Consider the following 25,324-nt stretch of genomic DNA (forward strand, 5'->3'; position numbering starts at 1 on the left):
AAAGCGAGCCCCCCAGGGGCTGGGGGTGAAGGGGAATGCGGCACGGAGTTACTTCTTCTTCAGCCTCGCCTTGGCCTGTTTGCCAGCATCGGAAGCGGGGTATTTTGCCGCGAGACTTGCCAACACGGCGCGTGATTCCTTTGTCCGACCCAGCTCAGCGAGGCTGTCGGCGCGGCCCAGCATGGCATCCGGGGCATGTTCGTCATCAGGCCATTTCTCGACCAGGTGGCGATACAGCTCCGCTGCCCTGGCCGGCTGCTTGAGATGACTGTAGCAATATGCCGCAAAAAAATGGGCGCCGGGCTGCTGCGGACTATCAGGTGCGGCCTTGATGAAGGATTCGAAGCCGGCCACCGCCGACTTGAAGTCGGCGCCCTTGAGCGCTGTCAGCGCCGCATCGTAATCGTGCATGGCGGCGGCATAGGCAGCCTTGGCGGCATCGGCCTTTAACTCTACTTCATTCTGCTGACTCTGGGTCTGCGACTCGATCTTGCGCAGGCGATTGTCGAGATCGACATAGAAATCCTTTTGCCGCTTCTGTGCCGCATCAAGGTTGTAGTTCAGTTCATCGATCTGGCCGCGCAGTTTGGCGATATCAGCCTTGATTGCCTCAAGCTGGTTGGAAAAATCGACCTGATTCCTGGTCGCCGATTCCAACCGCTGCGTCGCTTCGTCAAGCTGAGTTCGTACCGCATCGACCTGCGCCCGTACCGCATTGATCTGTGTCCGCGCCTCATCGTCGCTGAACAGTCCAGCCTGCGCCGGCGGCACACAGACGAGCGCCAACAATGCGGCGAGGAGGCGCAGCATCAATCAGAACTCGCCCGTATAAAGCATGTCGCCACGACGATTCTGCGCCCAGCAGTCTTCGGTATGCTCGGTGCAGCGCGGTTTTTCTTCGCCCAAGCTGACGGCTTCGACCTGGTCTTCCTTGCCACCGTTAAGCAATACGGTCTTTTTTACCGCTTCGGCGCGCTTCTGGCCGAGGGCCAGATTGTATTCGCGGCTGCCACGCTCATCGGCGTTGCCCTGGATCCGCATCTTGATCTGGGGATTGGCGGCAAGGAACTTGCCATGCTGTTCCAGCAGCGGCTTGAATTCATCCTTGATGATGAATTGGTCGAAGTCGAAAAATACACTGCGTTTGGACAAGGGGCTATTCGGGTCTTTCAGCGCAGCAAGGCTATACGGATTGACGGTCTCCGACATCACTGGCGCGGATTCGACCTTGGGCGAAGCGGGTTGCTGTCCTTCAACCGGCGCGGGTTTCTGTTCGGGGGCAGGGGGCTGCGAACTGCATGCAACGAGCATAACGGCCATTAGGCCGGCAATGGCAAGAGACGAACGCATGGAATAACTCCTTGGAGGTGTATTTGAGTGAAGGAAAGAGTTGCGAGAAATGATCATTTGGCAAAGGGGCTCCAGGCGGGTTCCCGGATATCGGCAGCTTGAACGGACAACTTCTGCTTAACGCGTCCGTCCACAGATACTGCCGCCAGTACACCGCGTCCGCCTACCTCTGTAGCATACAGAATCATACGCCCATTCGGAGCAAAACTGGGCGATTCGTCCTTGGCCGAATCTGTAAGGATTTGCGTTTGCCGCGTCGCCAGATCCATCAGCGTCAACTGAAAGCGACCGGCGTTCTCGCTAATGTAGGCGAGGCTCTTGCCGTCCGGGGAAGGTCTTGGCGTGACGTTGTAGCTGCCGTCGAAAGTGATGCGCACGGCTGCGCCGCCGGCCGCGGGAATGCTGTAAATCTGCGGGCTGCCACCACGATCCGAGGTGAAATAAATTGTTTGTCCGTCGGCAGAGAACTTAGGTTCGGTATCGATACCCGATGACGTGGCCAGGCGTGTTACGCCGCTGCCGTCGGCGTTGACCAGGTACATCTGCGAATTGCCGTCCTTGGTCAGGACAATGGCGAGACGCTTGCCGTCCGGCGACCAGGCTGGCGCCGAATTGGAGCCCTTGAAATTGGCGACCACATGGCGTCGGTTGGCAACAAGATCATGCACGTAAATCACCGGCTTCTTGGCCTCGAACGAAACGTAGGCCAGCTTGCTGCCATCGGGTGACCATGACGGCGAGATCAACGGCTCATGCGAGGCGAGCGCCGTTTGCGGATTCGCGCCGTCGGCATCGGCAATCTGCAATTCAAATCGGCCGACGCTCTTTACCACATAGGCGATGCGGGTGGAGAAAATGCCGCGTTCGCCGGTGAGCTTTTCATAAATGGCATCGGCGATGCGGTGCGCTGTTGCACGCAACTGCGCTGGCGTAGACGTATGGCCGAAGGCGCCGACATCGAGCAGGCTTTGCTTGGCGACATCCTGTAGGCGATAGCGGGTTTCGTAACGGCCGTTGGCTGCGGCCAGCAGGCTGCCGCCTACCACCGCATCAGCGCCGCGGGCGCGCCAGTCGGGAAAATTGATCGAAGCATTTTCGGCCAATGTCGCATTGCCCGTGTCGATGAGACGGAATAGTCCGCTGCGATCAAGATCGGCACGTATTACCGAGGTCAGCGCCTGGGTCAGGATGCGGTCGCCATCAAAATTGGCAATCGCGATGGGAATGCGGTTGGCACCGGCACCCGTGATTTCGATGGTGAGTTGCGCCGATGCGGCAAGAGATAGCGCCGTCAGGAGTGAAAAGACAAGGGATCGAATGAGTTTCATGGGCAGAATTATAAGGTTCAGTCTTCCAAGGGGCGGTATTTGATGGAAAGCTCACGCTCAAACAGCGACGGATCGTCGGGTTTTGGCAAGGGACTGGATTTGAGGATCGCACGCTCCACTGCCGCATCCAGCGCCGGATTGCCTGAGGGGGTCTTGAGCTTGACCGAGAGGATTTCTCCACCTGCCTCCGTTAGTACTTGCGTGACGATAAAAATGCTTTCCGGGTTGCCGTTGATCGCAGGTGGAAGCACGATGTTGCCGCGAATCTTGCCGCGAATCTTGGTCAGATAGTCGGCGAGGCCCTTGTTGTGTGCCGCCGCAGCCTGGTTGGCCTTGAGTTGAGCCTGCGCACGCGCGGCCTCGTCGACGACACGGTTTTGCCTTGTGCGATTGACCTCATGCTGCAAGAATTTGGCGATCGCGTCGATGCTCTGCGTGGCCTTCTCCTTAATGCTCTTTGGTTTCTCCGGTTCTTTGCGCAGTATCTCGGCCTTGGACGGCGCCGGCGGCGCTTCTTGTTCAACCTTCTGCGGCCGTCGCGGTACTTTCTGTTCTTGCGGCGGCATGGCGGGTTTGGTGGCGTCTGTCGGCGCCGGATAACGCACCAAATCGACCGATATGGTCTCAGGCGCGGATGTCTGCCAACGGATGCCGTAAATCAGAATCATGGCGAGCAGGACATGCATCAGCACGGTCAATACCCAAGCCACGCGTTTGCCCGGCTCGGGACGGATGTGCGCGAAATACGGCAAATCTGCCATCGCCAGGTTCACTTGCCCGGTTGTACCAGCAGGCCAATTTTGGCGATCTGCTGCTTCTGCAATTCATCCATGACATTCAGTACGGCTTCATAACGCACGCTGCGGTCGGCGGCGATCAGCACGCTCTGCTGCGGATTGGCTTGCTGGGCGGCGTGAATCCTCGCCGCCAGTTCGTCAGGTTCGAGACGCACTTCCACATCGTTTTTCGATTTGTCCTTGAGCGCCACGCTTTTGTCGGCATGAATAATGACTTCGAGCGGCGCTACCGGCGGCGCGGAACTCTTGCCGACGCTGGGCAAGTCGACACTGCCGGTCTGGATCATCGGCGCGGTGACCATAAAAATCACGAGCAGCACCAGCATGACGTCGATGTAGGGCACGACGTTGATCTGGTTCATGAGTCTGCGCTGTCTCACGCGATCATCCTGAAAAACGTTTCAGCACGGCAACACGGCGAAAAACTACGAAGGAACTCCAAATCCTTCTCTTCTCCGTGCCCTCCGTGGTGAATGCCTTTGATTCCGCCGTGTCGCCATGTTCGCCGTGGTTAATGGGTTGTCTATTCATCGTAGTTGCCTTTGCAGAATATTGGCGAACTCTTCCATGAAACTTTCCAGGCGCACGGAGAGACGATCGACATCATGGGCGAAGCGGTTGTAGGCTACCACGGCGGGGATCGCGGCGAAGAGGCCGATGGCGGTTGCTACCAGGGCTTCGGCGATGCCGGGGGCGACGACTGCGAGCGTCGCCGAACTCATGTTGGCCAGTCCGCGGAATGCGTGCATGATACCCCACACCGTGCCGAAGAGGCCGACATAGGGCGACACCGAACCGACCGAGGCGAGAAACGACAGATGCGCGTCGAGATCATCGATTTCGCGCTGGTAGGTGGCGCGCATGGCGCGGCGGATACCGGCGACGACGGCGGAATGATCGAGGGTTTTTTGCCCATGCAATTTGAGGAATTCGCGATAGCCGGCCTCGAACACGCGCTCCAGGGCGCCGGTGCTGTGGCGATTGTTGACGGCGCTCTGGTAGAGCGCGTTGAGATCGCCGCCGCTCCAGAAATCGCGCTCGAACTTTTCGGTGCGCCGCCGCGCATCGCCTATCGCAAACCACTTGCGGAAGATCCAGTACCATGACATCAGCGAGACGCCGGTGAGCAGCGCCAGTACCAGCTTGACCACCAGGCTGGCGTTGGCGACAAGTTCGAGAATCGATAAATCCTGAGTAATGTTCATGCGGGCGTACCCATTAATGTTTTGAATTTTTCACGGATTTCCTTTGGCATCGCAACTGCTTTGCCGCGTACCGGGTCGATACTGGCAACGCGCACTTGCGCATCGAGCAGCATTTCCCCCGCGCGGACGATTTGCTGTTGAAAGACCACCTGGGCACGGCCAAGTTCCCTGACCGCGGAGCTTACTTCAACCAGATCGTCAAGCCGTGCCGGTTTAAGATAATCGACCGAAAGGGAACGCACTGCAAAAGCAATCCGGTTTTCCTGCAACATCCGGGCTTGTTCGAAGCCCAGCGCGCGCAGTGCTTCGGTGCGCGCCCGTTCGAGAAAACGCAAATAATTGGCATAGTAGACCACCCCGCCGGCATCGGTGTCTTCGTAATAGATACGGAATGTAACTTTCCAACTCATGATGTGACGGCGGGGAAAAGTTGTTGCAGCCGGTAAAGATACTCCTTCGCACCGGCGTCATTTTCCGCCGGCGCCCATGAGGCTTTTTCCTCGGACGCGAAAGGCAGATAGGGACCGGCCTTGGCCTCGAAGAACACGCTATCCGGTGCCAATGACAATACGCTATGCCAGGTGCCGTGGGGGATGTCGATGCCGCAAGCCGCGCCACCGGCTTCGATGACTTGCGCCTGGGCAACATTGCCGGCATCGTCGAACAGCACCACGCCGAAACGGCCGCGCAGGACGACCAGGGTCTCGTCCTTGGCCGGGTCAAGGTGCCGGTGCGGCGCGATATAGGAACCGGGTTCGATGGCATTCAGCAGGCGGTTCGCCGGAGCATCGTCGCCGGTGTGGAAATTCCGGTTCTTGCGCCGGCGCAGGTTGTTGCGCGCTTCGGCGCTGACTTCGTCGAGCAGTTTGTGGTCAATGATTTGGATCATAAATTTTCCGTTCGCCCTGGAGTCCTGAGCTTGTCGAAGGGTTCACCACGAACGATATTTTACGAATAAACCACTTTTACGTTATCCGGGGTCAGCCATTCGTTGAGCGAGGCGATCAACGCGTCGTCGAGACGTACGCGCCAACTGTCGGGTAATGACAATTCGGTTTCGGCGCTGCCATTGCGATAACACAGCCTGACCGGACAGGTGCCATTGCGGTAAGGCGCCAGCAATCCGCGCAGGCGTTCCGCATTCGAGCCGCCGTTCATCGCCAGGCGCAGCGATTTGGCAAAACGGCTGCGCGCTTCCGTCAATGTCATCAGCCGGTCTGCCGTGACGCGTAGCCCGCCGGAGAAGCTGTCGTTTTGCACCTTGCCTTCGACCAGCAGCAGTTCGTCTTCCTTGAGCTTGGCGCGTTCGGCGTCCCATAGTTCGTTGAACACCGAGACCTCGACTTGAGTCGAGCCGTCGTCGAGCATGACAATCGCCATCTTGCCGCGTCTTGTCATCTGGGTGCGGGTGGATAGCACGACTCCGGCCATCAACACCGGATCTTTTTGCGGTTCGAGCTGGGCGAGACTGCGTTTGACGAAAGAAGACAGTTCGGCTTTGTAGGCATTGAAGGGGTGCCCGGAAAGGAAAAAACCGAGCGCCAGCTTCTCATTGAGCAGGCGTTCGCGTTCGTCCCAGTTCGGCACGTTGACATAATGAACCCGCGCGTTTTCCTCCTCGCCACCCATGTCGAACAGGCCGCTCTGCAAGGCATTGCGCTCCGCCTGTTCCGCGGCTTCGAGCGCGATGCCAACCGAAGCCAGCAGCTTGGCGCGGTGCGGGTCGATGCTGTCGAAAGCCCCGGCGCGAATGAGCGCCTCGATCACGCGACGATTGACGACGCGCTTGTCGATGCGGCGGCAAAAATCGAACAGGTCGCGGAACGGGCCGCCCTCATCGCGCGCCTTGAAAATGACCGATAGCGCCGATTCTCCCGTGCCCTTGATCGCGCCCAGGCCATAGCGAATTGTCATCGCGTCGACCGGCTCGAAACGAACGCCGCCGCGGTTGATGTCGGGTGACTCAAAGCGCAGGTGGTTGTAGTCGAGACAATCCTTGAAGAATATCTGCACCTTGTCGGTGTCCGCCATTTCCGAGGACATCGTCGCCGCCATGAAGGCCGCCGGGTGGTAATGCTTGAGCCACGCGGTCTGGAACGCTACCAGCGCATAAGCGGCAGCGTGCGACTTGTTGAAACCGTAGCCGGCAAATTTTTCCATCAAGTCGAATATCTCATCGGCCTTGTCCGCCGCCAGACCGTTCTGCGCTGCGCCCTCGCGGAAGGTATCGCGATGCTTGGCCATTTCCTCCGGCTTCTTCTTGCCCATCGCGCGGCGCAATAGATCAGCACCGCCCAGCGAATATCCGCCGATGATCTGCGCCATCTGCATCACCTGTTCCTGGTAGACCATGATGCCGTAGGTCTCGGCGAGAATGGTTTCGACGCGCGGATCGGGATAGCTGAAGGATTTCCCGTGCTTGCGATCGCAGTAATCCGGGATCAGGTCCATCGGCCCGGGCCGGTACAGCGCCACCAGGGCGATGATGTCCTCGAAGCGGTCGGGCCGGGCGCGCTTGAGCAGATCGCGCATGCCGCGCGATTCAAACTGGAAAATCGCGCCGGTATTGGCTATGGAAAATAATTCGTAGCTGGCTTTGTCGTTGAGCGGGATGTCTTCGAGGCGGAAATGCTCCATGCCCGGATTCATCCGGCGCACGAAGTCGACGGCTTCATCGAGAATGGTCAGCGTGCGCAGGCCGAGGAAGTCGAATTTCACCAGACCGGCCTTTTCGACATCATCCTTGTCGAACTGGCTTACCACCGAGCCGCCATCTGCCGCATACAGCGGGCAGAAGTCGGTCAGCTTGCCGGGTGCGATCAATACGCCGCCGGCATGCATGCCGACGTTGCGCGTCAGGCCTTCGAGCTTTTCGGCCAACGTCCATAATTCGCGCAACTCTTCCTCGTGCTCGATGCGCTCGTTGATGGCCGGCTCTTTTTCGCGTGCGTCTTTCAGCGTGATGCCGATTTCGGCCGGAATCAGCTTGGCGAACTGGTCGACGAAATTGAACGGCAGGTCGAGCACGCGGCCGACGTCGCGGATCACGGCCTTCGCCGCCATGGTGCCGAAGGTCGCGATCTGCGACACCGCATGCGCGCCATATTTCTGCTTGACGTAATCGATGACGCGGTCGCGGCCTTCCTGGCAGAAGTCGATATCGAAGTCGGGCATCGACACGCGTTCTGGATTGAGGAAGCGCTCGAACAGCAGATCGTAGGCCAGCGGATCGAGATCGGTAATGCCAAGAGAATAGGCGACCAGCGAACCCGCGCCCGATCCGCGCCCCGGCCCGACCGGGACGCCGTTGTTCTTGGCCCAGTTGATGAAATCGGCAACGATCAGGAAGTAGCCCGGGAAGCCCATCTGGACGATGGTCTTGATCTCGAATTCAAGCCGTGCCACATATTCGGCGCGGCGCGATTCGCGCGTCGAGGCGGTGGGGAACAATTGCCCGAGCCGCTTTTCCAGGCCTGCCGCCGCTTCGGCGGCCAGATAATCGTCGAGCGTCATGCTCGCCGGCGTCGGGAATTGCGGCAACTGGTTCTTGCCCAGCTCGATCGAGAGATTGCAGCGTTGCGCAATCTCGACGCTATTCTCCAGCGCTTCCGGCATGTCTGCAAACAGCTCGGCCATCTCCGCCTGCGACTTGAAATATTGCTGCTCGCTGAAGGCCTTGGGCCGCCGCTTGTCGGCCAGTACGTAACCCTCGGCGATGCAGACGCGTGCTTCGTGCGCCTTGAAATCCTCCGCAGCGATGAACTGCACGGGATGGGTTGCCACCACCGGCAGACCCGCTTGTGCGGCGACATGCGCGGTCGCGTTGATCAGTGCTTCCTGCTGCGCCTGGCCCTTGCCTGCCGTGCGCTGCACTTCGAGGTAATAACCGTGGGGGAACAGCGCCGACCACATTTGCGCACGGGCCTGGGCCTGCTCCTGTTTGCCTTCCAGCAGGAGCTGCCCGACATCGCCCGTCTGTGCGCCCGAGAGCGCGATCAGCCCGCTGTTGTCGCCGTTGCGAAAGGCCATGGTGGAAATTTCCGCCCGTCCTTTGCGCCGGGCGGCGAGATAGGCCCCGGTGAGCAACTCGCACAAACGCAAATAGCCGGCGCGGTTCTTCACCAGCAACAGCATGCGCATGGCGCCGTCGCGCAGCGAATCGGCTTCGGTTTCGTCGCAGACCCAGACGTCGCAGCCGATAATGGGTTTCACCCCTTTGGCGCGTGCGGCGGTGTAGAACTTCAACATGCCAAACAGATTGCCGAGATCGGTCAGCGCCAGTGCCGGCATGGCATCCGCCGCCGCCCGTTCAATCGCCTTGTCGAGGCGGACGATACCGTCCGTTATCGAATATTCGCTGTGGAGGCGGAGATGAACAAACTGCGGCGCGGGCATGGCGGCATTTTACCTCCGCGCTACGATGGTCAGACGATGGGACATTCCTCGTGGAACGTTATTGTTTCAATCCGCTTCGGCCCAGCGAAGCAACGGCTCCCACTGTTCCCAATCCTGTGCGCCGCGCGAGGGAGACAGATCGAAAATGGTGAGGCCGTGCGCTGCCGCCTGCACATAGGTCTGCGTGTCGCGCAGATGGGTCAGCACCGGCAGATTCAGCGTGGCGAGGAAGCGCTCCAGTTCCGCCGCGGCACGGGTGCGCGCATCGACGCGCATGCCGACGATGGCGATGAAAGTGTGATGCTTGCGGATTTCCTTTTCCTGCGCCAGCGCGTCGAGAAAATCCCGGGTTGCCAGGATGTCGAAAATCGACGGCTGCAAGGGCACGATGACGCGGTTCACCTGCGACAGCACATGGCCCAGTTTCTTGCCGTGGAGGCCAGCCGGCGTGTCGAGCACGGCATGGGTGGCTTCCTTCGGCGGCCGCGAGGTATTGTCCGGATCGATCTCCCAGGTGCCGATATGCGGCAGCGCGGGTGAGCGCAACTTCAGCCATTCGCGCGACGATTGCTGGCGATCGGTATCGCCGAGCATGACCTTGTATCCGCGTTGGGCGAAATAACCGGCAAGATTGGTTGCCAGGGTGCTTTTCCCCACCCCGCCTTTCGGATTGGCTACCAGAAAACTTTTCATCGCTTCCCCATCCCGTTCAGCTTCAAAAAGTCCCGGCAGGGTATCACGATGTCCTACGGCAGGGCGCGAAATCGGCTGGGGAGTTCCGCTAAGCAGCGTCGAGCTTGGCCACCGACAAGGCCAGCCACTTCATGCCGGCCTTGCCAAAATTCACCTGAACCCGTGCGTCATTGCCGCCGCCTTCGGCATTGACGATCACGCCGGGGCCGAACTTGGCGTGTTTCACGGACTGTCCGATACGGAAACCGATACCTGATTGGGCCCTTGTCGTTGGCCGGTAGGAATCCACACCGGTATGCACTTGGCGCCCGCCTGGCGCCTGCACTTTGATTTTCGGCGTGAGCCATTTGACGAGGCCGGCGGGAATCTCCTCGATGAAGCGCGATGGCATGTTGTAGCGCGTCTGCCCGTGCAGCATGCGCGTTTGCGCGAACGACAGATACAGCCTTTGGCGCGCGCGCGTTACCGCCACGTACATCAGGCGTCGCTCCTCTTCCAGTCCCTTGTCTTCCTTTATGCCGTTCTCGTGCGGGAACAATCCTTCTTCGAGGCCGCTGATGAAAACGGCATTGAATTCGAGTCCCTTTGCCGAATGCACGGTCATCAACTGCAGGGCATCGTCGCCTTCGCCGGCCTGGTGCTCGCCGGCTTCAAGCGCCGCGTGCGACAGAAAACTCGCCAGATCGGCAGCCAGTTCGCCTTCTTCTCCGACGCGGCCTTCTTCGGCGGTGAAGCTGCTGGCCGCGTTGATGAGTTCGTCCAGATTGGCGACCCGATCCTGACCTTCCTTTTCGGTCAGGTAGTGCGAACGCAGCGCGGACAACTCGATCGCATGCTCGACCAATTCCGGCAGCGGCAGCTCGATGGCCTCATGTAGTTTTTCAATCAGGGCGGCGAAGGCGGCCAACGTTGCGCCCGCCTTGCCGGGCACCGCCGGAATCGCGGCATGCAGGCTGGAGCCGGCGGCGCGCGCGGCATCCTGCAATTGCTCGATGCTGCGTGCGCCGATGCCGCGCGGCGGGAAATTGACGATGCGCGCAAATGCGGTGTCATCGTCGGGATTCGCAATCAGGCGCAGATAGGCCAGCGCATGCTTGATCTCCTGCCGTTCGAAGAAGCGCAGGCCGCCATAGACGCGATAGGGGAGCCCTGCCGAAAACAACGTGTGCTCCAATATCCGCGACTGCGCATTTGAGCGGTAGAGCAGCGCGATCTCGGCGCGGCTGTGGCCGTCGCGCACCAGCGCCTTGATCTCCTCGACCATCCAGCGCGCTTCCTCGCCATCGGACATCGCCTCGAAGACGCGGATCGGCTCACCGGCACCAGCTTCGGTCCACAGGTTTTTGCCCAGGCGCGAAAGGTTGTTCTTGATCACCGCGTTGGCGGCATCGAGGATGTTGCCATGCGAGCGGTAATTCTGTTCGAGGCGGATCACGTTGTCGACGCGGTATTCGCGCTCGAAGTCGCGCATGTTGCCGACATCGGCGCCGCGGAAGGCATAAATGCTTTGGTCATCGTCGCCGACGCAGAACAGGCAGGCGCCGTCGCCTGCCAATAGTTTCAGCCAGCGGTATTGCAAAACATTCGTGTCCTGGAACTCGTCGACCAGAATGTGCCGGAAGCGGCTTTGGTAATGACGGCGCAAGGGTTCGTTGCGCGACAGCAGTTCATAGCTGCGCAACAAGAGTTCCGCGAAATCGACCACACCCTCGCGCTGGCACTGCTGTTCGTAAGCCTCGTAGAGTTCAACCCGCTGGCGTACATAACCATCCCAGGCTTCGACGGCGTTGGCGCGGATGCCCTGTTCCTTCTGCGCATTGATGAAGTGTTGCAGTTCGCGCGGCGGGAATTTTTCGTCGTCGATATTCAGCGCTTTCAATAGGCGCTTGATGGCGGCAAGCTGATCGGCCGAATCAAGAATCTGGAACAGTTGCGGCAGTCCGGCATCGCGGTAATGAGCGCGCAGCAGGCGATTGCAAAGACCGTGAAAAGTGCCGATCCACATCCCGCGCGTATTGATCGGCAGCATCGCCGAGAGCCGCGTCAGCATCTCCTTGGCGGCCTTGTTGGTGAAAGTGACCGCCAACACTCCGGCCGGATCGACCTGGTTGGTCGAGATCAGCCAGGCCAGGCGGGTCGTCAGGACGCGGGTTTTGCCGGAACCGGCGCCCGCCAATATCAATGCGTGCTGGGGGGGAAGGGTTACCGCAGCCAGTTGCTGTGGATTGAGGCCGCGTAGAAGGTCTGACATCGTGGCCGGATTATAACTGGCGCCCGGTAATGGTCTGAGCGGGACGGTTTGTATCCAATGGCTGGAAGTTTCGCCGCCCGACAATATATTGCATCGCACTAAATATAGCTATTTTATGGTTAGTAATTGTCTGTTTATAAATTAAAACAAAATATTAACAACAAGTTATATAATTATGGTTATAATGTTGCACAGCACCAATTATTTGGTAATACCCGGCGCGGGGGAACCGCGTACCGCTGGCTACACAATGGCCGAAGGAGATTCAAATGAACACCCCGAAGATGCTTCCCTGGCTGGCCGGCACTGCCGGTATCGATCTTGAGCGCGCCGAACAACTCTGGCAGTTGGCTTCCGATTATGCTGAAAGCGTAACCGGGGAGAGCGAAAGCTCACGTTATCTCAGCATCGCCCATGAGCAGATGATCGCTCTGGTCGAAAAGGAAGTGCTTGCCGAAAGTCCCATCCAGGATGCCCCGTGGCTGATGATCCAGGCGCATCTGAGTGTCGCGCCGATGATCGTGGCCGATACCTTTGCCCAAGCCGCCGTGGCAACGCGCCAGGCAATTGGCCGCTGGACGGAAAAGCACCAAAGCGCGGCCTGAACCGCAGGCTGACAAAATAAAACTTGTTGAGCCGGAATCAAGTCGATTCCGGCCGGGTTTTCCGGCCGCTTGGTGATGACAGCGGCAGGTATAATTCGCGGCACTTTAATCCCCGTTTCGCCCGCTCTCAGGGGCGGTACGGCTCAATCAAGACGCCGCGAATCAAAAGCCCACCATGCAGGAACGCTACAACCCCCAGGAAGTAGAGCAGGCCGCCCAATCCGATTGGGACAAGAGCCAATCCTTTCGCGCCCAACCCGACAAGGGCAGGCCCAAGTACTACTGCCTGTCGATGTTCCCCTACCCCTCGGGCAAGCTGCACATGGGCCATGTGCGCAACTACACCATCGGCGACGTGCTGACCCGCTACCACAGGATGCGCGGCTACAACGTACTGCAACCGATGGGCTGGGATGCCTTCGGCCTGCCTGCCGAGAACGCGGCGATTCAGAACAGCGTGCCACCGGCCAAGTGGACCTACGACAACATCGCCTACATGAAGCAGCAGCTGCAGTCGCTTGGCTTCGCCATCGACTGGACGCGCGAACTCGCCACCTGCCAGCCCGCGTATTACAAGTGGAACCAGTGGCTGTTCCTGCGCATGCTGGAAAAAGGTATCGCCTACAAGAAGACGCAGGTCGTGAACTGGGATCCGGTGGACCAGACCGTGCTCGCCAACGAACAGGTGATCGACGGCCGCGGCTGGCGCACCGGCGCGCTGGTCGAAAAGCGCGAGATTCCCGGCTACTACCTGAACATCACCAAATATGCCGATCAATTGCTGGATGATCTGGATAAGCTGCCGGGCTGGCCGGAGCGGGTCAAGACCATGCAGGCCAACTGGATCGGCAAGAGCCATGGCGTGCGCTTCGCCTTCCCGTACGAGCTGCCCGCCGCAGGCGGCACAAACCTCCCCTCTCCCCTAGCGGCGACCGAAGGAAGTTCCCGTGGGAGAGAGGGGCAGGGGGAGAGGGGGGTGCTCTGGGTCTATACGACCCGCGCCGACACCATCATGGGCGTCACCTTCGTCGCCGTAGCCGCCGAGCATCCGCTTGCCGCGCGCGCGGCGCAGAACAATCCGGAGTTGGCCGCCTTCATCGACGAGTGCAAGCGCGGTTCGGTGATGGAAGCCGACATGGCGACCATGGAAAAGAAAGGGCTGCCCACTGGTTTGTTCGTCACCCATCCGCTGACCGGCGAGCAGGTCGAGGTTTGGGTCGGCAACTACGTGCTGATGGGCTATGGCGATGGCGCAGTGATGGCGGTGCCGGCGCATGACGAACGGGATTTCGGCTTTGCACTCAAATACAAGCTGCCGATCAAGCAGGTCATCGCCGTCGACGGCCAGAATTTCTCTGCCGCCGCATGGCATGAGTGGTATGCCGACAAACAGAATGGCACCTGCATCAACTCCGGCAAGTACGACGGCCTGAGTTATGAAACCGCTGTCAACGCCATCGCGGCTGATTTGAAGGCCAAAGGACTCGGCGACAAACAGACCCAGTATCGCCTGCGCGACTGGGGCATCTCGCGCCAGCGCTACTGGGGCTGCCCGATCCCGATCATCCATTGCGACAGTTGCGGTTCGGTGCCGGTGCCCGACGACCAGTTGCCGGTGAAGCTGCCCGAAGACTGCGTGCCGGACGGCTCCGGCAATCCGCTCAACAAGCGCACCGATTTCCTCAATGTCGCTTGCCCGAAGTGCGGCAAGCCGGCACGGCGCGAGACCGACACCATGGACACCTTCGTCGACTCGTCCTGGTACTACGCGCGCTACGCCAGCAAGTTCGCCGGCAACGCGATGGTCGATGACGAGACCGCCTACTGGATGCCGGTGGACCAGTACATCGGCGGCATCGAGCACGCCATCCTGCACCTGCTCTATTCGCGTTTCTGGACCAAGGTGATGCGCGATCTCGGCCTGGTCAGTTACGACGAACCCTTTGCCAACCTGCTGACCCAGGGCATGGTGCTCAACCACATCTTCTCGCGCCATCCGGAAAAAGGCGCGATACAGTATTTCGCTCCTGATGAAGTCGACCTGAACCGCGACGAAACCGGCCGCATCACCGGCGCCAGAAGCCTGGCCGACGGCCAGCCGGTGAGCTATCAGGGCATCGGTACCATGTCGAAGTCGAAGCGCAACGGGGTGGACCCGCAGGCGCTGATCGAACAGTACGGCGCCGACACCGCCCGCTTCTTCATGATGTTTGCGTCGCCACCGGAACAGACCCTGGAGTGGGCGGATTCCGGTGTCGAGGGTGCGCACCGTTTCCTGAAGCGGGTCTGGGCCTTTGGTGCCAGCCTGCAAGGACACACGCAAACCGGCATGCCATCGAAACTGTCCGATGCGGCGGCCAGTATTCGCCGCGAAGTTCATCTCACGCTCAAGCAGGCCAGCTATGACCTTGCCAAGCACCAGTTCAACACCGTGGCTTCCGCCGGCATGAAGATGCTCAATGCCCTTGAGAAAACTGCGAAAGACAGTGACGGCCATGCTGTTGCCGGCGAAGGTTTCTCCATTCTGCTGCGCCTCCTCGCGCCGATCACGCCGCATATTGCGCACGTACTGTGGCGCGAACTCTGCTACGGCGATGACATTTTGAAAGCGCCCTGGCCGGAACCGCTGGAAGCCGCCCTGAAACAGGATTCCATCGAGCTGGTGTTGCAGATCAATGGCAAGCTGCGCGGCAACATCAGCGTGCCTGCCGCAGCCGATAAGGCAGCAATCGAAGCTACAGCACTGGCCTCGGAAACGGCGCAGAAGCATCTTGAAGGCCGGGCGCCGAAAAAGGTCGTTGTCGTTCCCGGCCGCCTGGTCAACATCGTTGTCTAAAACCCGTTACGCTCACGCTTTCCACAAAGGCCGAGACCAACATGAAGCGAATACTGACCGCCCTGCTGTGCGCCACACTGCTTTCGGCCTGCGGTTTCCAACTGCGCGGCAAAGCCGACCTGCCCTATGCATCGCTCTACATCGCCTTGCCGGAGGCGAGCACATTGCGCGCGAAACTTGTGCGCAGCATCCGAGCCGGCAGCAAGACGACGATTGCGGACGCGGCGGCGTCGAGCCAGGCAGTGCTGGGCATCACCGGCGACAGCACGGTCAAGAATATCCTGTCGCTCAACTCTGCCGGCCGCGTGCGCGAATACCAGTTGGTGCGCACCTTCGGTTACCGTGTCCATGACCAAACCGGCCGCGACCTGATCCCGCCCGGCCAGATTGTGCTCCAACGCGACCACACCTTCGACGATTCGCAGGTGCTGGCGAAGCAGACCGAAGAAGACCTGCTGATCCGCGACATGGAAGACGACATCGTGCAGCAGTTGCTGCGCCGGCTTGCGGCGTCCAAACCCGATTTCGCCGCCAAAGGCTGAACCGTGCAATTGCGGCCCGAACAGCTTGCCGCACAGTTGGGCAAGCCGCTCGCGCTGCTCTATGTCGTGCATGGCAACGAGCCGCTGCTGGTTATCGAAGCGGCGGATGCAATTCGTGCCGCCTCGCGCCAGCAGGGCTTCGACGAACGCGAAGTCCTGATCGCGGGAACGGGTTTTCGCTGGGACGATCTGTTTCTTTCCGCGGGCAACATGTCGCTGTTCGGCGGCTCGAAACTCATCGACCTGCGCATTCCCAACGGCAAGCCCGGCCGCGACGGCGGCGAGGCCTTGCAGCGCTATTGCGAACATCTCGCGTCGGGCACCGTCACCCTCGTTACGCTGCCCGAGGTCGACTGGCAATCGCGCAAGGCGGCGTGGTTCGCCGCCCTGCTCGAAGTTGCCATCGTCATTGAATGCAACGCGCCGCCGCTGGCGCAACTGCCGGCCTGGATCGCGGTGCGATTGCAGCGGCAACGGCAGACCGCGCCGCAGGACGCCCTGCAGTTCATCGCCCATCATGTCGAGGGCAATCTGCTTGCCGCGCATCAGGAAATCCAGAAACTCGCGCTGCTCTATCCCGAAGGTCAGCTTACCCTGGCCCAGGTCGAGGCAGCCGTGCTCGACGTGGCGCGCTTCGATGTCGACAAGCTGCGCGAAGCGCTGCTGGCTGGCGACATCGCGCGCTGCGCGCGGCTGCTCGATGGCTTGCGCGCCGAAGACACGGCCCCGCCCCTGGTGCTGTGGGCGCTGGCCACGGATATCCGCGCCTTGGCCCGGATACGGGCTGCCACGGATCGCGGCCTCTCGGCGGATTCAGCGCTCAAGGAAGCCAAGGTCTTCGGTCCGCGCCAGAACGCCGTCCGTGCCGCCGCGCAGCGTATTCGTGCCGCCACTGCCCGCGCCGCGCTGCTGCATGCCGCCCGCATCGACCGCATGATCAAGGGCCTCGCGCAGGGCGACATCTGGGATGAGATGCTGCAACTGATGCTGAAGCTTTCACAACAAGCACGGCATTAACGTGAAAACAGCGCAGCCGGAAAGCTGTGTGTCTTGTGCTTGGAGCTTGGCGAGCCAATGAGCAGCCCGCCTAGGGTGGTGATTGGGACGCCAATTAGCCTTTGCGTTTTTTCGGCTATCCGGATTTCCTGATTGATAATCTGCAGTGCCCAATGCGAGGGCGCTGGAGCTTGCGTCGAGGCACCCGGTCTCCGTCTGGTCACAACCAGCCATAGCAGCAATGAAATATCTCCCAGGAATTGATAGATGTCTGCATGACTGGGCTCTCTTGAACTTATACAAGATGGATTTAGCGTTCTGGTACGTTGCAATTGTTTTGTCTATAACGAAACAAATGCAAATGAATGTACCTAATCCCGACAATCGAGAGGAACCGACATGAAAAAGGTTAATCTGCAAAAGTGGTTATTCCCCAGCTTGCTCACGCTGGTTGCCCCGCTGGGTATCGCGGCACAGGATGAGGTAACCGCTGACCAGGTGGTAACCGCCATAGAGGGAACCTTCGGTGTCACCCCGGGCGAACGCCGCAACCATACCAAAGGCGTCTGCGCTCTCGGCGAGTTCGTAGGCTCCCCGGAGGCAGCGAGCTATTCTCGTTCGGCGCTATTTTCTGGAAAGCCCATTCCAGTCGTGGCGCGTTTCTCCCTGGCCGGCGGCAATCCCAAGGCGCCTGACACGACTAAGAGCGCGCGGGGCATGGCCCTGGAATTCAAGCTGCCCGATGGCGGGGTGCAGCATATGACGATGCTGAACACGCCGGTCTTCGGTGCCATGCAGCCGAAAACCTTTCTCGATATGATGATCGCTACAAAGCCGGATCCGGCAACGGGCAAGCCGGATCCGGAAAAGATCAAGGAATTCAAGGCGACTCATCCCGACAGCCTGGCGCAGGCAGATTTCCTCGCGAGAAACAATCCTCCCGCAAGCTTCGCTACCAGCGCGTACTTTGGTATCCACACCTTCAAATTCATCAATCGCACAAACAAGACTTCGCTGGTGCGCTGGCGCTTCGTGCCGCAAGATGGCGAAAAGCGACTTACCGATGAACAGTTGAAATCCTTGCCCGCGAATTTCCTCGAATATGCACTGATCGAGCGGACCAGACTGGGACCGGTGCGCTGGAACATGTTGGTTTCGATCGGCGAACCGGGTGACCCCGAAAACAACCCGACGCTGGCTTGGCCCGAGAACCGGAAGCAGATCAAGGCGGGCACGCTGACCATTTCTTCGGCGATGCCACAAAAGGATGCGGCATGCGAAAAAATCAACTACGACCCGCTGGTTATGGCTGACGGCATCGCGCCGACCAACGATCCGATCCTGCTTTTCCGCTCACCTGCCTATGCCATTTCCTTTGCCAAGCGGCTTGGAGGAATGTAATACCTTTATCTCGCGGCAAAACGATGAGCGGGCGCCATGCAAACAGTCAGCCGGAATTGCTGACTGGCCGCTTTACGATTCTTAAGCTGTCAAAATATTGCCATTGTCATAAAGCTGGTTTGGGCATTAAGGCGACATGGGCTTGGCATCGCTCAAGAAGCAGAGCGAACCCACTGTCCGCAAGATGCCGGCACGATGCCAATCCCGAATTCGGGATAGCCGTTTTTTATCACCAGGGGTGCAATAATTACTGCATGAACGTTAGTTTCGGTCCAGCCGCACGCGCAGGTAGCTGGCGAAGCGCGGCAGGCCTGTCGCGGTGAGATCCCGATAGCGGTAGGTGACCCACGCCCCCAGTGGCGGCGGCTGGCGGCGATCCGCGTCCGTGAATCCGGTGCCGAGCTTGAAGCGTCGGCCGGATTCGGTCTCGACCAGCAATGCTCCGAGCACGCCCTTGTATTTGCCCCGGCCCGGTACATGGCTGATTACGCGCGCTTCGGCATCGAGATAGGGCTTGACCTTGAGCAGATCGTCGCTGCGCCCGGCCTGATACGAGGCTGCGGCGCGATGCAGCACCAGGCCTTCGCCACCCAGCTTTTCTACCTGGATCAGTTGCGTCTTCAAGGCAGCAGCGGTCGTTGCCGGCGCTTGCGGAATCATCTGCACCCAGAGCTGGCCGATATGCGCCACGACCTCGGGCAAGGCCGCGATACGCTCGCGAAACGGCCCGGGATGGTCGGGCAGATCGAACAGCATGTAGCGGATACGGCGCCAGGCTGCAGCATCGGGCGTCTGGCTGCGCAGCGTCGACACGGTTTCGGCGAAGCGGCCGCGGCCGGCCCATAACTCGCCGTCCAGCGCATGCTCGGGCCAGCCGGCGGTGAACCAGGGCGGTGCGGCGATCACGGTGCCGCCGCGCGTCAGCAAGCGCTTGCCGTCCCAATAGCCGCGCACGCCGTCGAGCTTTTCGCTGACGTAATAGCCGGCCGGACCGGCGCCCTCGACATAAACATTGGCCAGGGTAAGCGCGGGTGCGGAAACAGAGCCGGCCAAGACTGCTCCGGTCCACAGCAGCAGACATGCGGCAATTCCTTTAAGCAACATCATCGCAGCGGCCTCCGAACAGCGCAATGGCCGCCATGATCGCATGTTTATGGCATGAGGCAAGTGTGGCTATTTTCTCCTGTATTTGCGCGGCTTCCGCCGCTAAAATAGTCTGATCGACAGAACACAATGCTGCATCCGCAGCGTTGAACCGCGAATACTCATGGACATCCAGAATTACATGCAACAGCTTGGCCAGGCCGCCCGCGCCGCCGCGGCTGAAGTTGCCAAGGCATCGACGGCTGCCAAGAACACGGCGCTGCTGGCGATGGCGCAAGCCGTGCGCGAGCGCCGCGACGAACTGTGCGCCGCGAATGCCGCCGACGTTGCGCAAGCACGGCAGGAAGGTCTCGATGCCGCCATGATCGAGCGCCTTACGCTCAATGCTAAAGGCATTGAAACGATGGCGCAGGGACTGGAGCAGGTCGCGGCCTTGCCCGACCCGGTCGGCGAAATCACCGATCTCAAGCGGCGTCCCTCCGGCATCCAGGTTGGCAAGATGCGCGTGCCGATTGGCGTGGTCGGCATCATCTACGAAGCGCGGCCCAACGTTACGGCGGATGCCGCGGCGCTCTGCCTCAAGTCCGGCAACGCGGCGATCCTGCGCGGCGGCAGGGAGGCACTGCGTTCCAATCAGGCCATCGCCGCCTGCGTGCGCGAGGGCTTGAAGGCGGCGGGTCTGCCCGAAACCGTTGTGCAGGTGATTGAAACCACCGACCGCGCCGCGGTCGGCCATCTGGTGGCGATGCCGCAATATGTCGATGTAATTGTGCCGCGCGGCGGCAAGGGCTTGATCGAGCGCGTCAGCGCCGAGGCGCGCGTGCCGGTGATCAAGCATCTCGACGGCAACTGCCACGTCTATGTCGATGACGCGGCTGACGCGGCAAAGGCGTTGCGCATCGTCGAAAACGCCAAGACTCAGCGCCTCGGTACTTGCAACACGGCTGAGTCGCTGCTGATCGCTCGCAGCGTGGCCAGTGCGCAATTGCCGAAAATTGCCAACATGCTGATTGGCAAAGGGGTCGAAATCCGCGGCTGCGCCGAAACGCAGAAGCTGGTGCCGGCGGCAAAAGCCGCGACGGAAGAGGACTATTACACCGAGTATCTCGCCGCAATCATTTCCGTGAAAGTCGTCGTTGACGTGAGCGAGGCCATCACCCACATCAACAAATATTCGTCGCAGCACACCGATGCCATCGTCACGGAAAACTACACCCATGCGATGCGCTTCCTGCGCGAGGTGGACTCGGCCTCGGTGATGGTGAATGCCTCGACGCGCTTCGCCGATGGCTTCGAATACGGCCTTGGTGCCGAGATCGGCATCTCCACCGACAAGTTCCACGCCCGCGGCCCGGTCGGGCTTGAGGGCCTGACTTCGCAGAAGTGGATTGTGCTTGGTGACGGCGAAGTGCGGGGCTGAAAATGAAACTACGCTCACTTCGTTCGCTGCCCCCCGAGGGGACGCGTCAGTCCCTTGGGGCGGCCCGGCGGGGCTGACATGAGCGATTACGCGGCAATCATCAAGGCGCCAGGCTTCAATCTCGGCGTCTGCTGCAACCGGGACGAGATCACCCGGATCGACTATCTGCAACCGGGCGCCGAACAAACGCCGAAGACGCCGTTGGCAAAGGAAGCCGTGCGCCAGTTGCGCGCCTATCTCAAGAATCCGGCCTTCGAGTTCAGCCTGCCGCTGGCTGCCGCAGGGACATTTTTCCAGCGCAAGGTATGGCAGGAGATTGCCGCCATTCCTCCCGGTCAGGTGACGACTTACGGCGAACTGGCGAAAGCGGTGCAGAGCGCGCCGCGTGCGGTGGGTGGCGCCTGCGGTGCAAATCCGTATCCCCTTGTGGTCCCTTGCCATCGCGTGATTGCGACTGGCGGCGGGTTGGGCGGTTTTGCGCGCGAGCGCGGCGGTTTCCTGCTCGACATCAAGCGCTGGCTACTGGAGCATGAAGCCCGCGAATAGCAGTCTCGCCTAATGTCAGCGCTTGCGCTGGATGAGTTCTATCTTGTAGCCGTCCGGATCCTCGGCGAAGGCGATCACCGTGGTGCCGTGCTTCATCGGGCCCGCTTCGCGCGTCACCTTGCCGCCGCGCTGCCGGATTGAATCGCACATGGCATAAGCATCGTCGACCTGGATGGCAATGTGGCCGAAGGCGCTACCCGGATCGTAGCGATCGACGCCGTAGTTGTAGGTCAGTTCGATCACCGTGCCATCCGACTCTTCCTGATAGCCGACGAAGGCCAGCGTGAACTTGCCTTCCGGGTAATCGGTACGGCGCAGCAGGCGCATGCCCAGCACTTCGGTATAGAAAGCCAGCGACTTGTCCAAGTCGCCGACACGCAGCATGGTATGCAGGATTTTCATTATGGGTATCTTTCAACCTACAAAGCATTTAGCCACAGAGATCAAAGAGAACACAGAGATAAAGCAGGGATTTGCAGCGATTGTCCAACTCACCCAGCGGGTGAGTATATTGATATTTGGTTAACTTTTCTCTGTGCTCTCTGCTCTGAGGCTTGTTTCTGTAGTTCTCAGGTTCAATAACTATCCGGAACAAATACGGTTGCGGCCGCTTTTCTTCGCCACGTACAAACCACGATCGGTAGCAGCCACCAACATGATGGCACTGCTCTGCTCGTCAGGTATCATCATGGCGGCGCCGATACTGAGCGTAACCAGATCGGCGAGCGGTGAATTCGCATGTGGAATATGCTGCTCCGCAAGTTCCCGCTGGATGGCCTGCGCCACCAGAATTGCGCCGTCCAGTTCGGTGTTCGGCAGGATAACGGCCAGCTCATCGCCGCCATAGCGGGCCAACAGGTCGCCAGGGCGCTTGAGTGCGATTTGCGCGGCCTTCACTACTGATTGAAGACAGTGATCCCCGGCCTGATGGCCATAGCAGTCGTTGAAATGCTTGAAGTAGTCAACGTCGATCAGCAGCAGGGACAGGGGCGACTGTTCCCGGATTACCCCGCGCCATTCCTTTTCCAGCCTGCTGTCGAAATACCTGCGGTTGGCAATCCCCAGCAGGCTATCGCTGTTGGAAAGCGCATCCAGATGTTGATTGAGATTCGTCAAAGCCTGGTTGGCCTGCGTCAATTCCGCAGTGCGCTCGGCAACCATTTTTTCCAGACCAAGATTGGTCGCGGCTAGATCGCGGTTTTGCACAGATAGCACGTGATAAAGATTACGCAACGCCTGCAACAAGGCAGCGGTGACATCGTCTGTGCGCGCCATCTCGATGTCGCAGGCCTGATCCGGCGATTTACCGGCACGGATGAGTGCGATCTGGCGTGCCATCGTCTGATCTTCCCCGAGAATATGAAAGCCCAGCCAGGAAAAAAGAAACCCATGCAGGATTTCCGCCGGGTTGGCCATTGAGCTGCGGGAGTCCCACATTGTTAATATCTGTTCGACAAATTGAACATGGCACTGGCAGTGAGTATCCCGATGGCGAAGGTCAACGCCGGTTTCCTGCATCAGGCATTCCTCTTCCGCGAAGTGATACTGGGCGTAATCGGCGAGCTGACCGAAAATCGCCTGCAAGGCCTCTGGCCCCTGCACTTCTCCGGCAATCAGGGACTCGCCGAGTTGATTGACCAAGTCGACCAGATGGTGATGCTGTTGGTCCACCGTTTCCAGCCCAGTGGTGAAATGCTTGTCCCAAACAAAGGTATCCATCAGATGCCGGGCTCCATTCAAGTTTTTCACAGAATGCCGCCACTTGATTAATGGGTAATTCTAGGGCAGGGAACAGTTCGTGGGGGATCTAAATCACCGGCAGCTCCGCCGTGCGCCGCTTGAGTTCGGCGCGCGCATTGCGGTGGTCGGGATAGAGACGCTCGACCACCGCCCAGAAACGCGGGCTGTGGTTCATTTGTTCGAGATGGGCCAGCTCGTGCGCTACCACATAGTCGATCAGGTACAGCGGCAGATGGATCAGGCGCCAATTGAGGCGGATGCCGCTGGCGCTGCAACTGCCCCAGCGCGTGCGCGCCGAACTGAGCGACAAGGGAGGAACCGGCCGGGCAATGCCGCGGCCGTAATGTTCGATGCGCTGCGAGAAGATTTCGTGCGCCCGGCGCTGCAGGGCGCGTCGCGCCAGGGCATCGAGATCGGCATCGGCGCGCGCCTCCAATACCAGGGCGTCGTCGTGCCAGCGAATCCGGTTGCCGCCGGCAACGATGCGAATTTCCACCTCATCGCCGAGCAGGGGCAAGCGCTGACCGTCGCGTATGGCGAGTTGTCTATTCGTGCGGCTGGTGTATTCATCGAGCTTGCCGATAACCCAATTGGCATGGTTGCGAATGAAGCTTTCGATTTCGGCAATGCCGATCGCGCGCGGTGCGGCGACGCGCAAGCCGCGCTCGTCGATGTTCAGCGCGAGACGCCGGCGAGGCGCCTGGCGCAAGGTGTATTCGACAACGCGACTGCCGAGCAGGATGTGGCGCTTCTTTTCGGGTGGCGCTGTCGATGGGGTGAAGAACAGCGACAGTTGATCGAACAGCGGCAGCTTCACTATGCCAGCGCGGAAAACAGGTCGGCTGCGGCCGGCTGCAGGGGCAACATCGCGACAGCGCGGCGCAGGGTTAACTCAATGATTGGCAGCGGTTGCTCGATCAGGCGCCAGTTTATCCGCAGCATGCGATCCTCAACCTGAACCCAGCCGCAGCGCAGGGAAAACGAGAGCGACAATGCCGGCGTATTGCTGCCAATTCGCTGCGATTCCTGTGCGATCATGTGCGTGAACAGGTGTTTGGCTTCGCGTCGCAACCAGCTTTCCGCGGCATCCTGTATCTGACGCTCCGTCGCCTCGGGCGGTAGCGGCAGATGCAGCACATCGTCCTCGCGCAGCGCCTGTCGGCGATCGGTATCCAGCTTCAGGCACAGCGAAGCGCCAAGGTAATCGAGCTGCGCGCCTTCGTGCCAGGGCGAGGCAAGGACGCCGCCCGGGTCCGTGTCAAACAGGGTTCGTTGCGGCGATCTTGTCTGGTTACGCAGTTTCATGCGGATAAAGGTGCGGGCTGATGTTGCGCATCTCGGCTTCGATCCAGCGCTCGGCGCGTGCATTGGCTGCTTCCGCCGTAATGCCCGCAGTGTCGATGTGCGGGCCGATACTCACGACCACCGTACCTGGCCGTTTGAATAAGGCGTTGCGTCCCCATACTTCGCCCGAGTTCAGGGCCACCGGCACGATGGGCGCGGCGGCATCCACGGCCAGATAGGCGCCGCCGATCTTGTAGCGCCGCCTGTTGCCCGGAGCGACGCGCGTGCCTTCCGGAAACACCGCCACTGAATAGCCTTGTGACAAACGCAACTTGCCTTGCGTCAGAAGTTGTCTCAACGCATCCTTGCCGGCGCCGCGATCAATCGAGATCATCGGCATCAAGGCCAGGCCCCAACCAAAAAACGGGATCAGCTTGAGTTCCTTTTTCCAGACGAAAAGCAGGTCGGGGAATATTTCCTGGAGGACGATGGTCTCCCATGCCGATTGGTGCTTGCAGAGGACTACTGCCGGCTCGACGATGTTTTCGCGGCCGCGCAATTCATAACCGATACCCAGCACATGCTTGATCAACCAGGTCACCGGGCGGGTCCACCCATGTCCCAGTTGGCGCAGGGTGTGATGCGGCAGCCAGAAACAGAAGAGCAGCAGACAAGAACAGAACACCACGGTCCACACGATGACGATGGTCAGGAACAGCAGCGAACGAATTGCAGCGATCATCCTAGAAACGGCAGTTGGACGTATCGGAGTGTGCGGCCGGCAGGTTGGCTGGCAAGGCGCAACGACGCGACATGGACGTCCCCTGTTAG

General features: G+C 60.0%; 24 protein-coding genes. 7 read left to right on the forward strand and 17 right to left on the reverse strand.

The genetic code is table 11. The features are described 5' to 3' along the window. Positions 1-48: 48 nt before the first annotated feature. The 11 genes from K5E80_RS13685 to K5E80_RS13735 form a co-directional block, all read right to left on the reverse strand. On the reverse strand, positions 49-810 hold the full coding sequence (locus K5E80_RS13685) for a YbgF trimerization domain-containing protein (protein ID WP_220636683.1): 762 nt from the start codon (positions 808-810) through the stop codon (positions 49-51). Positions 811-813: 3 nt separating this feature from the next. Next, positions 814-1,350, reverse strand: a complete 537-nt coding sequence (pal, locus tag K5E80_RS13690) for a peptidoglycan-associated lipoprotein Pal (RefSeq protein ID WP_220636684.1) — start codon at positions 1,348-1,350, stop codon at positions 814-816. Positions 1,351-1,403: 53 nt separating this feature from the next. Beyond that, positions 1,404-2,678: a Tol-Pal system beta propeller repeat protein TolB gene (gene tolB, locus K5E80_RS13695; protein WP_220636685.1), complete on the reverse strand. Its 1,275-nt coding sequence runs from the start codon at positions 2,676-2,678 to the stop codon at positions 1,404-1,406. 17 nt (positions 2,679-2,695) lie between these two features. Beyond that, positions 2,696-3,439 carry a cell envelope integrity protein TolA gene (gene tolA, locus K5E80_RS13700; RefSeq protein ID WP_220636686.1) on the reverse strand — a complete coding sequence of 248 codons (744 nt, stop codon included), beginning with the start codon at positions 3,437-3,439 and terminating at the stop codon, positions 2,696-2,698. A gap of 8 nt (positions 3,440-3,447) precedes the next feature. Beyond that, positions 3,448-3,837: a protein TolR gene (tolR, locus tag K5E80_RS13705; RefSeq protein ID WP_220637343.1), complete on the reverse strand. Its 390-nt coding sequence runs from the start codon at positions 3,835-3,837 to the stop codon at positions 3,448-3,450. A gap of 165 nt (positions 3,838-4,002) precedes the next feature. Further along, positions 4,003-4,680, reverse strand: coding sequence for a protein TolQ (tolQ, locus tag K5E80_RS13710; protein WP_220636687.1), 678 nt, complete (start codon positions 4,678-4,680; stop codon positions 4,003-4,005). Next, positions 4,677-5,090: a tol-pal system-associated acyl-CoA thioesterase gene (gene ybgC / locus K5E80_RS13715; protein WP_220636688.1), complete on the reverse strand. Its 414-nt coding sequence runs from the start codon at positions 5,088-5,090 to the stop codon at positions 4,677-4,679. Before ybgC ends, tolQ begins: the two co-directional genes overlap by 4 nt. Beyond that, positions 5,087-5,569 (reverse strand): WbuC family cupin fold metalloprotein, encoded by a 483-nt coding sequence (locus K5E80_RS13720; RefSeq protein WP_220636689.1) that lies wholly within the window; start codon positions 5,567-5,569, stop codon positions 5,087-5,089. Before K5E80_RS13720 ends, ybgC begins: the two co-directional genes overlap by 4 nt. Before the next feature lie 59 nt (positions 5,570-5,628). Then, positions 5,629-9,075 (reverse strand): DNA polymerase III subunit alpha, encoded by a 3,447-nt coding sequence (gene dnaE / locus K5E80_RS13725; protein ID WP_220636690.1) that lies wholly within the window; start codon positions 9,073-9,075, stop codon positions 5,629-5,631. A gap of 66 nt (positions 9,076-9,141) precedes the next feature. Beyond that, entirely contained in the window at positions 9,142-9,768 is a 627-nt protein-coding gene (locus K5E80_RS13730) for a ParA family protein (protein ID WP_220636691.1), read from the reverse strand. Between the two features lie 88 nt (positions 9,769-9,856). Next, on the reverse strand, positions 9,857-12,019 hold the full coding sequence (locus K5E80_RS13735) for a UvrD-helicase domain-containing protein (protein ID WP_220636692.1): 2,163 nt from the start codon (positions 12,017-12,019) through the stop codon (positions 9,857-9,859). Positions 12,020-12,288: 269 nt separating this feature from the next. On the opposite strand from K5E80_RS13735, the gene K5E80_RS13740 reads away from it, so the two are divergent. From K5E80_RS13740 to K5E80_RS13760, 5 genes are all read left to right on the forward strand, one after another. Then, a complete protein-coding gene (locus tag K5E80_RS13740; RefSeq protein WP_220636693.1) occupies positions 12,289-12,624 on the forward strand; it encodes a hypothetical protein in 336 nt (111 codons plus the stop codon). 175 nt (positions 12,625-12,799) lie between these two features. Then, a complete protein-coding gene (leuS, locus tag K5E80_RS13745) occupies positions 12,800-15,460 on the forward strand; it encodes a leucine--tRNA ligase (protein WP_220636694.1) in 2,661 nt (886 codons plus the stop codon). Between the two features lie 41 nt (positions 15,461-15,501). After that, positions 15,502-16,002 carry an LPS-assembly lipoprotein LptE gene (locus K5E80_RS13750; protein WP_220636695.1) on the forward strand — a complete coding sequence of 167 codons (501 nt, stop codon included), beginning with the start codon at positions 15,502-15,504 and terminating at the stop codon, positions 16,000-16,002. A 3-nt stretch (positions 16,003-16,005) separates the two neighbouring features. Continuing rightward, on the forward strand, positions 16,006-17,019 hold the full coding sequence (gene holA, locus K5E80_RS13755) for a DNA polymerase III subunit delta (RefSeq protein WP_220636696.1): 1,014 nt from the start codon (positions 16,006-16,008) through the stop codon (positions 17,017-17,019). 378 nt (positions 17,020-17,397) lie between these two features. Then, entirely contained in the window at positions 17,398-18,399 is a 1,002-nt protein-coding gene (locus tag K5E80_RS13760; RefSeq protein ID WP_220636697.1) for a catalase family peroxidase, read from the forward strand. A gap of 261 nt (positions 18,400-18,660) precedes the next feature. On the opposite strand, the gene K5E80_RS13765 is transcribed toward K5E80_RS13760, so the two are convergent. Continuing rightward, positions 18,661-19,506, reverse strand: a complete 846-nt coding sequence (locus tag K5E80_RS13765) for a DNA ligase (RefSeq protein WP_246590988.1) — start codon at positions 19,504-19,506, stop codon at positions 18,661-18,663. 160 nt (positions 19,507-19,666) lie between these two features. On the opposite strand from K5E80_RS13765, the gene K5E80_RS13770 reads away from it, so the two are divergent. Together K5E80_RS13770 and K5E80_RS13775 are read left to right on the forward strand one after the other, a co-directional pair. Next, positions 19,667-20,923, forward strand: coding sequence for a glutamate-5-semialdehyde dehydrogenase (locus K5E80_RS13770; RefSeq protein ID WP_220636698.1), 1,257 nt, complete (start codon positions 19,667-19,669; stop codon positions 20,921-20,923). A gap of 78 nt (positions 20,924-21,001) precedes the next feature. Continuing rightward, positions 21,002-21,469 carry a methylated-DNA--[protein]-cysteine S-methyltransferase gene (locus tag K5E80_RS13775; protein WP_220636699.1) on the forward strand — a complete coding sequence of 156 codons (468 nt, stop codon included), beginning with the start codon at positions 21,002-21,004 and terminating at the stop codon, positions 21,467-21,469. A gap of 15 nt (positions 21,470-21,484) precedes the next feature. Here the strand turns inward: K5E80_RS13775 and gloA are convergent, their stop codons facing one another. The 5 genes from gloA to K5E80_RS13800 all read right to left on the reverse strand — a co-directional run bounded on the left by gloA (position 21,485) and on the right by K5E80_RS13800 (position 25,235). Continuing rightward, on the reverse strand, positions 21,485-21,871 hold the full coding sequence (gene gloA, locus K5E80_RS13780; RefSeq protein ID WP_220636700.1) for a lactoylglutathione lyase: 387 nt from the start codon (positions 21,869-21,871) through the stop codon (positions 21,485-21,487). Between the two features lie 180 nt (positions 21,872-22,051). Then, on the reverse strand, positions 22,052-23,188 hold the full coding sequence (locus K5E80_RS13785; RefSeq protein WP_220636701.1) for a GGDEF domain-containing protein: 1,137 nt from the start codon (positions 23,186-23,188) through the stop codon (positions 22,052-22,054). An 88-nt stretch (positions 23,189-23,276) separates the two neighbouring features. Beyond that, a complete protein-coding gene (locus K5E80_RS13790; protein WP_220636702.1) occupies positions 23,277-24,026 on the reverse strand; it encodes a M48 family metallopeptidase in 750 nt (249 codons plus the stop codon). Continuing rightward, the gene (locus K5E80_RS13795; RefSeq protein ID WP_220636703.1) at positions 24,026-24,514 is read right to left on the reverse strand and encodes a YgjP-like metallopeptidase domain-containing protein; all 489 of its coding nucleotides are present in this window, start codon (positions 24,512-24,514) and stop codon (positions 24,026-24,028) included. Before K5E80_RS13795 ends, K5E80_RS13790 begins: the two co-directional genes overlap by 1 nt. Next, positions 24,501-25,235 (reverse strand): lysophospholipid acyltransferase family protein, encoded by a 735-nt coding sequence (locus tag K5E80_RS13800; protein WP_343213249.1) that lies wholly within the window; start codon positions 25,233-25,235, stop codon positions 24,501-24,503. Before K5E80_RS13800 ends, K5E80_RS13795 begins: the two co-directional genes overlap by 14 nt. Between the last annotated feature and the right edge of the window lie 89 nt (positions 25,236-25,324).

This window comes from Georgfuchsia toluolica, assembly GCF_907163265.1.
Lineage (GTDB): Bacteria > Pseudomonadota > Gammaproteobacteria > Burkholderiales > Rhodocyclaceae > Georgfuchsia > Georgfuchsia toluolica.